11 protein-coding genes are annotated in these 15,185 nt (G+C 50.1%); all 11 read left to right on the forward strand.

The features are described 5' to 3' along the window. The first annotated feature begins 67 nt into the window (after nt 1–67). The 11 genes from NZ043_RS14120 (at nt 68) to NZ043_RS14170 (ending at nt 15,171) form a co-directional block, all read left to right on the forward strand. Entirely contained in the window at nt 68–1,081 is a 1,014-nt protein-coding gene (locus NZ043_RS14120) for an iron ABC transporter permease (RefSeq protein WP_339312315.1), read from the forward strand. Continuing rightward, the gene (locus tag NZ043_RS14125; RefSeq protein ID WP_339312317.1) at nt 1,078–2,121 is read left to right on the forward strand and encodes an iron ABC transporter permease; all 1,044 of its coding nucleotides are present in this window, start codon (nt 1,078–1,080) and stop codon (nt 2,119–2,121) included. Before NZ043_RS14120 ends, NZ043_RS14125 begins: the two co-directional genes overlap by 4 nt. A gap of 13 nt (nt 2,122–2,134) precedes the next feature. Then, nucleotides 2,135–2,977, forward strand: coding sequence for an ABC transporter ATP-binding protein (locus tag NZ043_RS14130; protein ID WP_339312319.1), 843 nt, complete (start codon nt 2,135–2,137; stop codon nt 2,975–2,977). A 516-nt stretch (nt 2,978–3,493) separates the two neighbouring features. After that, nucleotides 3,494–4,516: a hypothetical protein gene (locus NZ043_RS14135; protein ID WP_339312321.1), complete on the forward strand. Its 1,023-nt coding sequence runs from the start codon at nt 3,494–3,496 to the stop codon at nt 4,514–4,516. Between the two features lie 174 nt (nt 4,517–4,690). Beyond that, nucleotides 4,691–6,046, forward strand: coding sequence for a diaminobutyrate--2-oxoglutarate transaminase (locus NZ043_RS14140; protein WP_339312323.1), 1,356 nt, complete (start codon nt 4,691–4,693; stop codon nt 6,044–6,046). Nucleotides 6,047–6,057: 11 nt separating this feature from the next. Beyond that, nucleotides 6,058–7,473 carry an MFS transporter gene (locus tag NZ043_RS14145; protein WP_339312325.1) on the forward strand — a complete coding sequence of 472 codons (1,416 nt, stop codon included), beginning with the start codon at nt 6,058–6,060 and terminating at the stop codon, nt 7,471–7,473. Continuing rightward, the gene (locus NZ043_RS14150) at nt 7,451–9,238 is read left to right on the forward strand and encodes an IucA/IucC family protein (protein ID WP_339312752.1); all 1,788 of its coding nucleotides are present in this window, start codon (nt 7,451–7,453) and stop codon (nt 9,236–9,238) included. The genes NZ043_RS14145 and NZ043_RS14150 overlap by 23 nt, the downstream gene beginning before the upstream one ends. Further along, nucleotides 9,213–11,222: an IucA/IucC family protein gene (locus NZ043_RS14155; protein WP_339312327.1), complete on the forward strand. Its 2,010-nt coding sequence runs from the start codon at nt 9,213–9,215 to the stop codon at nt 11,220–11,222. Before NZ043_RS14150 ends, NZ043_RS14155 begins: the two co-directional genes overlap by 26 nt. After that, the gene (locus NZ043_RS14160) at nt 11,212–11,988 is read left to right on the forward strand and encodes an aldolase/citrate lyase family protein (RefSeq protein WP_339312329.1); all 777 of its coding nucleotides are present in this window, start codon (nt 11,212–11,214) and stop codon (nt 11,986–11,988) included. Before NZ043_RS14155 ends, NZ043_RS14160 begins: the two co-directional genes overlap by 11 nt. Then, nucleotides 11,985–13,364: a type III PLP-dependent enzyme gene (locus NZ043_RS14165; RefSeq protein WP_339312331.1), complete on the forward strand. Its 1,380-nt coding sequence runs from the start codon at nt 11,985–11,987 to the stop codon at nt 13,362–13,364. Before NZ043_RS14160 ends, NZ043_RS14165 begins: the two co-directional genes overlap by 4 nt. Then, a complete protein-coding gene (locus NZ043_RS14170; protein WP_339312333.1) occupies nt 13,324–15,171 on the forward strand; it encodes an IucA/IucC family protein in 1,848 nt (615 codons plus the stop codon). Before NZ043_RS14165 ends, NZ043_RS14170 begins: the two co-directional genes overlap by 41 nt. The last annotated feature ends 14 nt before the right edge of the window (nt 15,172–15,185 follow it).

Consider the following 15,185-nt stretch of genomic DNA (forward strand, 5'->3'; position numbering starts at 1 on the left):
GACATTCGTTAACGAAGTGTATGGGCAGGCAGGTCTTTTGTCATTTTACAGATGAAAGAGTGAGAGTATGTTTCCCCTTTTTACAAAGGCAAGCGCCAAGATCTATGGACTGGTTGGTTTATTCATATTACTTCTACTTGCTTGCCTGGCCAGTATGATTCTGGGACGTACGCATATCACGTTTCAGATGGCATGGGAAGCACTGCAATTCTATGACGAGAGTTCTGTGGAACATGTGGTTCTGCTGACGGAACGGTTGCCACGTACAGTTATTGCTGCTGTTGTAGGAGCAAGTTTGGCCGTGGCAGGTGGACTGATGCAGGCATTGACACGTAACCCGCTGGCATCACCAAGTGTGTTCGGGATCAATGCAGGTGCGATCTTTTTTATTGTCATTGCCATTGTGGTATTGTCCGTATCTTCGCTCACCACCATGATGTGGTTTGGTTTTGCCGGAGCTGCGGTTGCCGCGGCGATTGTCTATGCACTGGGTTCCCTCGGTCGTGATGGTCTGACACCAATCAAAATTGTATTGGCAGGTACGGCAATCTCCGCGTTATTTGCCTCGTTCACACAGGCCATTTTGGTGCTGGATGGAACCGGATTGCAGGATGTACTGTTCTGGCTTGCCGGTTCAGTAAGTGGTCGGACGTTGGAAATGTTATATCCTGTTCTGCCATACATGACAGCCGCAGCTATTGTCGCTCTGTTCATGGGCAGAGCCATCAATCTGCTCTTGACGGGTGATGATATCGCCAAAGGGATGGGACAGAATGTACTTCTGGTCAAGGTGCTCATGGGAGTGGTTACGGTTTTGCTGGCGGGTGGTTCAGTTGCCGTAGCCGGTTCAATCGGTCTCGTCGGTCTGGTTGTCCCGCATATCATGCGTGCACTGGTGGGCAATGATTACCGCTGGCTCGTTCCTTACTCTATTGTAGGGGGAGCGATTCTGCTGCTGTCCGCGGATGTGGTTGCAAGGTTGGTGATCATGCCGCAGGAAGTTCCACTCGGTGTCATGACTGCACTGATTGGCGGACCCTTCTTCGTGTACATTGCCCGCAAGGGGGTGACGAAGATATGAGGAAAATGTTGACTTTCCGCAACAAAAAAGACACCGTCTCGGTGCAAATGGAACGAAAATCACTGGCTGTCATCGGTATATGTATTCTCCTGTTTCTCGTGGCAGGGGTTGTCGGTACCAGTGTGGGCAGTGACTTTATATCTCCGCTGGATGTGCTTCGAACGATATTTGGTCTGAATGAAGGGGAGCATGACTTCGTCGTGCTGACCTTAAGACTGCCACGGGTGTTATTATCTCTGCTTGTAGGAGCAGCCCTCGGTATGTCTGGCGCACTTCTGCAAGGTATTATCCGTAATCCGCTGGCCTCACCGGATGTCATCGGAATTACTGGTGGTGCAGCTGTTGCGGCTGTAGGTTTTGTTACATTGCTGGGCGGAGCGGTGAGCATCAAGTTGTTACCACTGTTCGCCATCGCTGGCGCAATTGTGACGGCATTAATCATCTACGTGCTTGCTTGGAAAAAAGGAGTCAGTCCGATCCGTCTGGTGCTGATCGGAATTGGAGTGTCAGCCATTACCGGAGCTGGAACAACCTTTATGTTGATACTGAGTCCGTTCTACACGGCAGGTCAAGCCTATATCTGGCTGACTGGAAGTGTGTACGGAGCATCATGGACCGATGTTCGAACCATTCTCCCGGTTATCATTATTGTTGTTCCTCTGGCGATCTGGTTCGCCCGTAGCCTGAATGCACAGGAGTTCGGGGATGATCTGGCCACAGGCCTAGGGGTAACGGTCCAGCGGCATCGTTCAGCGTTGTTGTTATGCAGTGTACTGCTGGCGGGAATCGCCGTTGCGGTAGCCGGAACCATTGGTTTTGTTGGTCTGATCGCTCCACATATTGCCCGGAAGCTGGTCGGCCGGATGTTTGGCAGTATGCTGATTGTATCTGGACTGGTTGGTGCTCTGCTTGTATTTGCGGCAGATCTGATTGCCCGCACAGCCTTTCTACCACTTGATGTTCCCGCAGGGGTATTCACCGCAGGCGTAGGCGCACCATTTTTCCTGTATTTGTTGTTCAAGAATCGAAATCAGTTTTGAGGAGGAGAGAGCTGTGAGTATTCTGGAAGCCAAGGAGCTTACGATCTCCTATGGAGCAGATCCCATTATTGAAAATTTGAACCTGATCATTCCCAAGGGACAGATTACTGTCCTGATTGGCAGCAACGGCTGTGGCAAATCTACGCTGCTGCGTACGATGGCCCGTTTGCTGAAATCCAGCTCAGGTTCCGTGCTGCTGGATGGCGAAGAGATTGCGAAGCTGCCGACTAAGGAAATTTCAAGACGCATGTCCATCCTGCCACAGGGTCCGACTGCTCCGGAAGGCTTGACGGTGAACCAACTGGTTAAGCAAGGACGTTATCCACATCAAACGTGGCTGAAGCAATGGTCACGAGAGGATGAGCGTATGGTCAAGCTGGCACTTGAATCCACACATCTGGCAGAACTCGCGGATCGACCTGTGGATGCATTGTCCGGTGGACAGCGTCAGCGTGCCTGGATTGCAATGACACTTGCGCAGGGGACTGAAACGCTGTTATTGGATGAACCTACAACCTATCTGGATATGACACATCAGATTGATATCCTCGATCTGTTGTTTGAGTTGAACGAACGGGAAGGACGCACGATTGTCATGGTACTTCATGATCTGAATCTGGCATGTCGTTATGCGCATCACATTGTGGCTGTTCACAACAAGTCCATCTACGCAGAAGGTAAACCGGAAGATATTGTTACACAGGACATGGTCCGTAAAGTCTTCCAGATGGAGTGTGAGATTGCAATCGATCCACTGTTCGGCACACCAACCTGTATCCCGCATGGACGAGGAAGGAAGCTGAATGGAGAACAGGTTATACACAACTGGCTTGAGGATCAAAAAGTCCGCTTTTGATTACTTCAATAATGATTCAAAACTCCACATCAACTCCATTGTATGATCATACAGATGACAAATTAGGCAAGCCGTTGGTAAAACCATGTCCCAGGCTTGCCTGGTTTGTTGTGCCTATTATTCGATAAAAGCATACCTGTACCGACTCAAACCCACACTAAATTCATTCTTATTTTTCCTTAAAAGTTTATTATTGACAATATAACTTGAATTGCCATAAAATAGATTTTATATGATATTGATAATCATTATCAATATGTGATTACAAAAAAATTGATGAAGTATAAGCTATATAAGTTTAATTCAAATTTCACACGTTAACGGAGGGGGCAGAACAGATCTGAAGAAGCGTAGCGTGCGCCTTTATCACCGGATTTCCCCTTTGTAAAGGGGTTCAAAAAAATCTGGGGATAACAGCGATCGGAAGATGGTTCTGACCGCGCAGTGATTTCGTGTAAAAACTCTATTCAACTTATATAGGAGCGAGTACCTTCATTCGATCGAGGAGGATTTTCAGTGTTTCCGAGAGGGATTCATAATCTGCAAAACCGACTCATTATAAGCAAAGCGAGAGAAATGGGCATCACCTGTGAGCTACTTCTTGAGGGATGCGAAGATTTTCTGAAGCTGTCTGTAGGGGACAAACAGATCATCATTAACAAAACCAGATCCCATCGTTTGCCGTTAATCGCTGGACTGCTCGCGAAGAACAAGCAGGCATGTAATATGTTGTTGCATGAACAGGGAATGCCTGTGCCATCATTTATCGTAATCCCAGAGATGGGAAGCGATGCAGCAGATTTTCTGAAAAGGCATGGCTCCATTGTAGTGAAACCGCTGGATGCGAGCAGCAGCATGGGCGTGACGCTGGATGTGCGTACTCCAGATGAACTGGAGGCAGCCATTCATCTTGCGAGTGTCCACGGCAGCAGTATTATGTTGCAGCAATATGTGACCGGAATCGATTACAGAGTGCTGGTTATTAACGGTGAAGTAGCGGCTGTGAATGAGTATCGACCTGTCTATGTCGAGGGAGACGGGACTTCAACCGTTCGGGCGTTAATTGAGCAGTTGAATCAGGAACGAATCGAGATGACACCCATTGGCGAGTATGAAGCTTTTCCTCAGGTTGATGTAGAAACGGAACGAGTGCTGGAGGTATTACATGCACAAGGGACAACTCTGGATGAAGTTCCTGCCGCTGGAAAAGAAATCGAGTTATATGATCTCCGCAATTCTGCCGCCGGAAAAATCAGTGAATTCTACAAGGATTGTACCGAAATCATTCATCCTGAAAATGCCCGAATGATCATTCAAGCGGCCAAAACTCTTCAGATTGATGTAGCAGGAGTCGATGTTCGTTGTTGTGATATCCGCACTCCAATCTCCAGAGAACAAGGGGGCATTCTGGAAGTGAACGCCTTGCCAGATCTGACGCACCACGTCTTTCCCCATGGTGGAACAACTCGTGATGTGGTTCGGTTATACCTGGAATACCTGTGTCAGGAGCAACTTGAATATAAAATGTATAGCTTATAACAACGTATAGATGACAATGTATAACGGATAACGGATAACAGATGACGGATACCATCATGTATAATTCGGACCTTACATGATTTTGAACCAATACCATGTCATATGCAAAATGCAGAACAAGAAACACAGGCAGCAGGTTCAGCCTGAATCGATTATAAGGAGCGTTAGAGGGCTATGTCAGTAGAGGTGCAGACGGAATATCTGAAGATGCAAAATGAGAAGGAATCCAATGCAAGATCGTACCCCAGACATTTCCCGCTTGTCATTAACAAGGCCCATGGAGTGAAGATTACCGATACGGAAGGCCGTGTATTCTACGACTGCCTGGCTGGTGCAGGAACATTGGCGCTGGGGCACAACCATGACACGGTGATCAACGCCATTCGCGATGTCCTGGATCAGCAGATTCCGCTTCATACACTGGATTTAGCAACACCGCTGAAACTTTCATATATGCAAGAACTGTTCTCCATTCTTCCGGCAGAGATGCGAGACCAAGCCAAAATCCAGTTCTGTGGTCCAACCGGAGCGGATGCAGTAGAAGCAGCCATTAAGCTGGTCAAACATGCAACAGGTGGCAAGTCCATTCTTGCCTTTCAAGGAGGTTATCACGGTTCAACACAAGCGACGATGTCGATGAGTGGCAACCTGAGCAAGAAACAGCACTTGCAAAGCCTGCTGCCGGATGTTCATTTCCTGCCGTTTCCTTATGAATACCGCTGCCCATTTGGTGTTGGTGAAGGCATGACGGCCCGGTTGAGCGCACAGTATATCGAGAACCTGCTCGATGATTGCGAGAGCGGTATTGCCGCACCGTGTGGGGTCATTGTGGAAACGGTTCAGGGCGAAGGCGGGGCGATTCCGGCAGACATTGAATGGCTGAGGGAGCTGCGCCGAATCACAGCAGAGCGAAACATTCCGCTCATCATCGACGAAGTGCAGACAGGCATTGGACGGACAGGGCGGATGTTTTCATTTGAACATGCCGGAATTGTACCTGATGTAATCATCTGCTCCAAAGCCGTTGGCGGAAGTCTGCCGATGTCTGTTGTCATCTACCGGGAAGAGCTGGACCAATGGCAACCTGGTGCACACACAGGTACGTTCCGTGGCAATCAGCTGGCCATGGCAGCGGGACTTGCGACACTTCGTTATATTCGGGAACAGGATGTTCTACACAACGTTCATCTGCGCAGTGAGCAGTTCATGAATCAACTGAATGCATTGAAAGAGCAGTATGCAGAGATTGGAGATGTGCGAGGCAGAGGACTGATGATTGGCGTTGAGGTGGTTGATCCAGTGGGACGCAAGGATCGTCTGGGACATTATCTGCCTAATGGTGCGCTGGCTGAGTCTATTCAGCGTGAATGTTTCAAGAATGGATTAATTGTGGAACTGGGCGGGCGTCATTCAGCGGTTGTTCGTTTTCTGCCGCCTCTGAATATTACGGAGCAAGAAACGAATGCAATCCTTGCGATCTTTGAGAAATCGGTAGCTGAAGCGATTGCCTTAGCAACGGCTGCATGTTGAAGCTATCCCTGATGAAAAGGCATGCAGTATTACTCGCGATTCTGATCGGTGCCTTTTCGCTGGTACTGACCAACAGTGCATTTAACCTGCTGTTGCCTTATTTTGTGCAATATTATCAGATCTCTACCACAGCAGGCGGATGGATCATCGCGCTGTACATGCTGGCTATGACGTTAACGATGCCGCTGGCTTCCCTGATCGTGGACCGACTGGGGCGTAAGCAGACGTATATGCTGGGCATCAGTATCTATGGAGTGTTCTCGGTGGCAGGTGCGTTGTTTTATCACTCCATCGAAGTACTGTTACTGGTTCGTTTCATGCATGGCGTTGCCGCAGGGCTGATGATTCCGTTATCGCTTGTGTTGCTGTTTGATGTGTACGGACCGGAGGTAAGAGGGCGAATTACCGGAGCATGGGGCTTGCTGCTTATGCTGGCTCCGGCTGCCGGACCAACGCTGGGTGGTTTCATCATTCAGTATGGACGGCTTGAAATGCTGTTCTGGCTTAATGTGCCACTGGCTATATTCTCGTTGATCGGGTGCGGTCGAGTCATTCAAACTTATGTCCCTGCCCGCAGGAAAAAATGGCATCCATCCAGTGTCATGCTGCTGATCTGCGCTGTAGGTGCCCTTAGTCTGGGGGTACAGTTGTACGCAAGTCCTGTCGTGGCAGTATGGGTACCTTGGATGCTGATTGCGCTCGGTGTGGTGTTGCTCATTTGTTTTGTCCAGACAGAGAACGGTCGGAAGGAACCACTGATCCGGTACCAGTTGCTGCGGCGTAATGCCGTCTTTCCGCTGACTGTACTGATCTCGACGATTCAGGATTGTGTCATGTTTGGCGTGATCTTTGCATTGCCGTTATTGTTCCAGGACGTCTTCCACCTGTCACCGGCCCTGTCCGGTGCACTGTTCATTCCCTTGTCGATCTGCACAAGTCTGTTCATGTGGATTGGCGGCAGCTTGCTGGATCGTGGTCGGTCCATGCATTTTATCGCATGGGGCACGTTGCTGGTATCGATATCGATCTTGTCGTTTGCGGTTCTGCCGATGGGAGCATCGATCTGGATCATCGGTATGCTCATGGCGTGCCGGGGAATAGGCGTTGGCCTGTCAGGCATGAGTATCTCTGCGATTGGTCTGCAAGCTTTACCGGACGAAGACATGCACGAAGGGTCGGTGTTATCAACCACGATTGAGCGGCTGGCTTCTTCGTTTGCGGTGATGGGCTTGACCCTGTATTACGATATGCGTTGGCAATGGCTTGCCGGGGCAGAAACGTCCATGGAGATGGCAAAATGGGGAGCACTCAAAGAGATCTGTATCGGACTTGGCTGCGCGATACTGCTTACACTTCCCCTGGTCTTACTTATAACCCGAAAGAAGGTTGGCATCATTGTTCGAGATGGAAAACAAGCTCCGGTCTGAAGCTGAGCAGCAGGCCCATGAACATTCGTGCAAACTGCTGCTGAACTGTTACATCCGTGAACTTGCGCTAGAGAAGAAAAGCGATATTTGGATCAATCCAAATACGCTGACGTACACTGTTGCTTTTCAAGCTAGTAGGGTGAAGGTGACAGGACGCTTGTCTTATTACTCTGCCATGGGGGAGCATGAATACCTCAGCATGGAATCTGGCGGGGAAATAGTTCATTATGGCGACCTGGTTCGTTGGATCACATCTGAGCTAAGCGGGAATGGGGAACAGGGGGCGAGTTCGGATCAACATGGAATGAAGAAAAGTGTGATGGAGATGAAGAGTTCACTTGAGCTGGAGAATGTACATCCATGGGATGAGAATACGAATCGCGTAGAGGCGGCGTATGCCAGAGATTTTGCACAAAAGGTAGATAACAGTGTCGGTAACCTTACATTGTATATCGAACAAGCGGCCGGTCTCGACATCCACGACTATCGCACATCGGAACAGTCACTGTTGTATGGTCACCCTTTCCATCCGTTTCCGAAGAACTCCAAAGGCTTCAGCAAGCAGGATGTACAGAAGTACAGTCCGGAGTTACGGACATCATTTCAACTCTGTTATATCGCTGTGAGACAGGATGTCTATATGCAGGAATGGGTGGATGACGAGGCGGCAATGGATTTGCATGACCTCCTGCGGAGTCATATGGAGCCTATTTTAAAAGAAAAGAAAGGAATGTATGGGCTTCTGCCTGTCCATCCATGGCAATACGCGTACATATCACAGTTGACCGAGATACAGCACTATATTCGAGATGAAAAATTAATTCTGCTTGGCAGTGCGGGGCCAACCGTCTATCCAACTTCTTCGGTACGTACGGTCTATGTTCCGGCATGGAACTGCAATATCAAGCTGTCACTGAACATGCAGATTACCAACATGATTCGCACCAACAGTGCTGAGCAGATGCGCAGAACACTGGATGCCTCCAAGTACGTCAGGCAGCATGACTGCTTCGGTGCTGAACCGAACACGCATATTGCGTTTGAGACAGGTGTAGCCACTTGTGCTTTTGAAGATGAAGAGTTAACCAGTCTGTTTACGATAGCTTATCGGCCCATTGAGTTTGATGTTGAGAATACGTATGTCATATCCAGTCTGGTTGAGTCACCACTTCCCGGGATGCGGTCGAGACTGATGACGATGCTGGGTGGTGGACGTGACATAGCTGAGCGCTGGCTGGATCGATATCTGCAATGTTCTCTGCTGCCGATTGTACGAGCGGCGGGAGAGAAAGGCATTCACTTTGAAGCCCATTTGCAGAATACCCTTGTGACCTTAAAGGATGGGATGCCTGTGGAGTTTATCGTCCGCGATCTGGAAGGGGTCAGTGTAGATGAGGAACTTATAAGTGAGCAGGATCGTGCTGCGTCCGATTTATTATTTTATTCGCGAGAGAAAGCCTGGGCGCGGACATCGTACTATTTTATCGTCAATCATCTGGGGTCTCTGATTCATGTCCTGGCGCGAGATGTGAACGTCCCGGAGGAGCATTTCTGGAAGCAGGTAAGTGAGGTACTTGTGGAGGAACTGGAACGAACGGGCAATGCATATGTGCAACATCTGCTGACAACGGATGCATTTCTGGCCAAACAAAATTTGGTGAGTTGTCTAAGGGGGATCAGCCAGACCCCGGCCTACGTGCCGGTGAGCAATGTAATGAAACGAATAGGGAGTGAAGTTCGTGGGAGTCGTGGGATACAGGGCTGAAGCAGGCGGCAAGACAGAAGCAGTCTACGTGGGTGTACAGGAACGGATCATGCGGCAGACGTTGGAGGCAATGTGGTTCGAAGGCATTCTGGACGGTCATGTGAGTGGAAGCTCATGGCGAACCAGCGGCCTTACATCTTCCAACGATTCTGTGGCGTACACGTGTGAAGCCGAGCGGAAGTTTTCATTTGGCCGGGTGAAGGTGAAGAAGGGTTCGATTCAAAGAGAGGGCGTCTCATGCACCGATCTGGATCTGTTTTTGGAGGAAATCGTGCTGAACGCATTGAAGGGTGCAAATGTGACGGCTTTTATCCAGGAACTGCTCGAAACGATGGCAAAGGACAGCCAGTGCCGGGCTATATTGCCCTTGAACATTCCGAGTGAAGATCGGCATTATGATGCGCTTGAAAGTCACATGACCGACGGTCATCTGTACCACCCGAGCTACAAGTCGAGACTAGGATTTTCTTTGAAAGACAATCTCGCTTATGGCCCTGAGTTTAACACGGAAGTTGCTTTAGTCTGGGTTGCTGTGAAAAAAGAATTTGCTCAGACCGCTGTATCCGCGGGATATAGCTCTGAAGAACTGGTGGGGCAACATCTGACCGTAGAGGACGCACAGCGATTTCATCAGATCCTGCAACAACAAGGTCGAGGGGATATGAATGAGAAATCACAGGCGGGTGCAGACGGGTATCCAATCGATACAGAAGTTCGTGGGACCATTCGTGGAAGTGTTGGGAAGACCAATCATGAAACAGCTCATGGAAAGGACAGCGAAGCAGTCTGCGGCCCTGGAAGTGAAATAGGCAAGGTTGGAGAAATAGGTTCTGACGCAGGTGATCGATATGTGTTCATTCCGGTTCATCCATGGCAGTGGGAGAACCAGTTGGAATCGGTATATGCCCGTCAACTGATGGATGGGGACATCGTATATCTCGGTCCATCGTCTTCGCCTTATCGTGCGCAGCAGTCGATCCGTTCGCTGTCGAACAGAGTGAACCCGGAAGCCCCTTACATCAAGCTGGCCCTCAGCATTACCAATACGTCGAGCACCCGTATTCTGGCACAGCATACGACCCAGAACGCGCCATTGATCAGCGATTGGCTGAATGAACTTGTTCGTGAAGATGAGCTGTTGCAGCAGGCGCAGTTTGGCATTTTAAAAGAAATCATGGGACTGTCGTTCCGTTATGAGCAGTTACCTGCAACTCAATATGGACGGGCCTACGGCACACTCGGTGCGATCTGGCGAGAGAATGTATCGGTTCACCTGAAGCAAGGTGAGACGGCGTGGCCGCTGAATGCACTGATGTTGGTACAACCGGATGGTGTTCCATTTATCCAGGATGCTGTAGAACAACATGGTGTGGAAAAGTGGAGCGAGGCCCTTGTTCGCACGGTAACTCTTCCGATTATTCATCTGCTCTATGCACACGGGATTGCGCTGGAATCTCATGCTCAGAATATTATTTTGGTATTGGAAGACGATCTGCCGAAACGAATCCTTATCAAGGATCTGCATGATGGTGTTCGCTATGTACCGGATCAACTGTTGCACCCGGAACGGGCACCGAAGCTGAATCCGGAACCGGAAACCCATCGCAAGTTCAATCGGTACTCCTTCATCTATGCAGGAGATGTGTCGGAAGTCCGTGACTATACGTATGATGCGTTCTTTTTTATCTGCATGACGGATATTGCGTTGGCGCTTGAGAAGTTTGGGTTGTCGGAGGAAGCGTTCTGGCAGCTGTGCGCAGGTGTGATTGTAGATTATCAGAAGCAGCACCCGCAGTATACGGAGCGGTTCGCAGCATTTGACCTTTTTGCCGAAGATGCACTGATCGAAGAGATGACCAAGCGCCGTCTGTATGGGGATGGGGAGTTATATTTCCGCAAGGCGAGTAATCCGCTCAAGGTATCGAAGGATGCACTTGAATCCAAAGGAACGCCCGAATTAATGGAATCGTCGAATGAAAGTTAACACGCTGAAGGAAAAGATTGCACGCAAACAGCCTGTTTATGGCCTTTTTGTATCCATACCGCATCCGGTCATCATTGAGTTGATTGGATATGCGGAATATGACTTTGTCATTATTGATCTGGAACATGCCGCAACATCCATGGAGTCGGTAGAGGAATTGATCCGAGCGGCGGAACTGGTCGGCCTAACCTCGTTGGTACGTATCTCGAAAGTGGAGAGAGCGGAGATTCTTAAGGTGCTGGACTGCGGCGCACAAGGTATTGTTATTCCGCATGTCGAGCGACTGGAGCAGGTAGAGGAAGCGGTTCGCCACGCCTACTATCATCCGGTTGGCATGCGGAGTCTGAATAGCGGTCGTCCCGGTGTATTTGGGAAATATCCGCTCACGGGATACATCGAGGAAGCGAACGAACAAGTGATGGTTGTTCCCATGATCGAAAGTGTGGAGGGCGTTCGGCAAAGTGCACAGATTCTGTCTCACCCTCAGGTGAGTTTTGTATTGGAAGGGGCAGCGGATCTGTCGCAATCCCTCGGCGTGCCATGGCAGACAGAGCACCCGGATGTGAGACATGCACTGGATGAATTGCATGCTACCGCTCAGCAGTGTGAAGTACCTTATGCAACGGTCACGAGAGGCGTGGAAGACATGTCGCTCTGGGCTGAGCGGGGAGTACATATTTACGTGCTGGGTGATGATCGGAATACGGCATTTCGGGCGTATGCCCAAAAACGGAATGACTACAGGAATGCGGGTGGGCAGATATGAAACCTAATGTATGGCAGGCGATGGATGAACTGCAACGGGGGATGGAAGACCCAGTATGTGCGTATGTCTACGATCTGGCTGGCATTCAGGAACAGGTACGTCAGATGCTGGGCAGCATGCCCGGCAACACACAGTTGTTCTACGCTATTAAGGCAAATCCTGATCCGCGAATCATTGAGGCGTTGCTTCCATTGGTAAAGGGCTTTGAAGTGGCTTCAATTGGAGAGTTGCTCAAGGTTAGAGCGGTAAGCCGAGAGGTTCCGATTCTGTTCGGAGGTCCGGGTAAAAAGGAGAACGAGCTGCGGCTAGCCATCGATAATGGCGTGAGTTACATCCATGTGGAGAGTCTGTTGGAACTTCGGCGCATCATTGCGTTTGCGAAAGAGAGAGCGATGGAGCAGGAGCAGATGCAGGAGAGCAGGCAGAAGCAAGAATGGGAGCAGAACCCGGAGCAGAGATATACGCAAGCATACGGCGAGGAACTGATGCAAGAGCAGAAGCAACAACTGAAGCAAGCGCAGGAGGTGCGCATTCTGCTCCGAATCAATCTGCGAAGCAGTACGTTGCCCCGGACGAAGATTGTCATGGGCGGTGGGCCGAGTCCATTTGGAATCGATGAAGAGGCGGTGGAAGAAGCCATTGAACTCATTCGTGTGGAAGGCGCGGGTGTGGTTCGGTTAAGCGGGTTCCATTTTCACTCCTTGTCCAACAATATGGATGCAAGGCTGCACGCCGAGATGATCGAGTTGTATTTGCAAAAGGTGGAACAGTGGCAGCAGCAGTATGATCTTCCTGTGGAAGTGGTGAATGCAGGAGGTGGGTTCGGTGTTACGTATGATGGCAGCCCCGGATTCGACTGGCCCTTGTTCACTTCCCTGCTGGAGCAAAGTGAAGCCAGAGAGCGCCTTGTTTCACGCGGAGGTCAGCTGTATTTTGAATCGGGTCGACTACTGGTGGCAGACCATGGGTACTACGCAGCAGAGGTTACGGATATCAAAACCTCTCATGATCAGTATTTTGCCGTGTTAAGGGGAGGTACGCACCATAATCGACTGCCTGCTTCATGGGGACATAACCATCCGTTTCAGATTATGGCGACGGACCGTTGGAAGCATTCATTTGCCCGTCCAGAGGTAAGAGATCGTCGAGTCCATATTGTAGGTGAGCTATGCACACCCAAGGATCGCATGCATTCCGATGCGGAGGTAGCACTGCTGCGCGTGGGAGATATTGTTTTGTTTGAAAAGTCTGGGGCTTATTGCTGGACCATCTCGCATCATGATTTCCTGGGGCATCCGCACCCGGCATTCCATTATCTAACGGAGGACAATAATCATGTCAACACTGATGAAGCGTTCCAGTCTGCAAGCCGCTGAACGCCGGATTATGGCGGATCTGATGAATTCATTTTTGTCGGAGCAATTACTCCCACTGGAGGATAACCCATTCATTGATTTTGCCGAAGCACCTGCACCGTTCCGTCGATTGTACAAGGGATATGACAGCGGAGAGCATAATCAGATTGATGCTTCTCGCTATAGATTGCACACTCAAGGTGTACTGTGTCTGGTTGAAACAGGAGTCAGACAGGGGACTCAGTGGGTTCAGGGTTCACCGATCTACGAGGAGAAAACAGATGGAAGCTGGGTTCTCCTCGATTCTCCAGCAGAGGTTGGACGTGCAGTGTTACAGAGGGCTTTGTCGGATGAGGCCTATGCGCAGCCCGGAGTGGCGGAATTCCTGACTAGTCTGGATATTGCTGTGGAGCAGTTTGCTTTGGGCTGGGAACAAGTCCAGTATCTGTCCGCCAACGTTCCGGCATCTGCTTATGAATGGTTTATCAAAGGCGAACGTGTTGCTGCATTGCGGGATCGTCCATTTCACCCATCATCCAAAGCCAAAGTGGGATTCAACGCAGAAGATGTCACACGGTATGCAGCAGAATTCGGGAAGGCGATTTCGCTGCGCTGGGTGGCTATACGGCTGGATGCCGTGCAGCAAGGGTGTAAAGATGGATTGTCCATTTTGGATGTGTTAGACGATGTTCAGCGCAGAGAGGTGGAAGCCGAGTTTGCCCGGAAAGGAATTACGTTGCACGAATACTTGCCGATGCCTGTCCACCCGTGGCAATTGGAGCATGTAATTCTGCCCCGCTTCACTGGAGAGGTCGAAGAAGGTAGCATTGTGGTATTGGATGTGGAAGTGGGCGACGTACAGGCCACATCATCTCTGCGCTCGATGGCTCCATCAACCGAGTCCACCCGGATGCTCAAGCTACCGGTTAGTGTGCTGTCACTGGGGGCTGCTCGCTATCTTCCCGTAGTCAAGTTGCTGAATGGTCTTGCTGGAGAACGGATGTTAAGACAGGCCGTTGCTTGTGACGAGACGTTGAAGGACAAGGTGTACATGTGTGAAGAGCAGAACTGGTGGGGCTTTATGCCAGAATCCATGGGACTGTTCGATGATCATCCCCGGCATCTGGCTGCACAGATTCGTGTGTATCCCGCTGAATTGCTTAATGAAGCCTACAAAGTAATCCCAATGGCCGCACTGGGTGTGAATCTGGAAGGGCATCATCTATTAACCGAGATTCTGGGGGATAACCTGAGTAGCGCAGATGTCCTCGACTTTTATACGAGTATAGCTACTACGTTTTATGATATCGTAATGCGTCTGTTCAAGGTGGGCGTTGTACCTGAGATTCATGGTCAGAACTGCTGTCTGGTTTTACGGGATAATCAGGTAAAAGGTCTCTTGTTCCGCGATCATGATTCCGTGCGTTTGCATCAGCCTTATCTGGACAAGCATGGCATTGCAGACCCTGCCTATCATATTCGCCCAGGCTACTCGAACAGCCTGTATAACGAGACGATTCAGAAGCTGATCTTCTATGTGCAGTCTTTGGGGACGCAGGTGAACCTGGCTGCGATCATGGAGGCACTTAGCGAGGTGTATCACATCCCGGAAACGAAGTTATGGGAGATCACGGAGCAGGCATGGAAGGAAGCGCTGCAACATGTGCAGCTTCCTGAATCCGACCGGGACGCGCTCGCTCATGCGATATTCGAGAGCGAGGAGTGGCCCGTGAAGTTAGTTGTCCGTCCGCTGCTTGAAGCAGACGGGGTGCCTGGCGCGATGCCATCGGGCAAAGGCCTAGGGTGGAACCCTTTTTACAAGGGATAGAGATGGAGTAGTGT

The organism is Paenibacillus sp. FSL k6-2145 (genome assembly GCF_037976585.1).
GTDB lineage: Bacteria > Bacillota > Bacilli > Paenibacillales > Paenibacillaceae > Paenibacillus.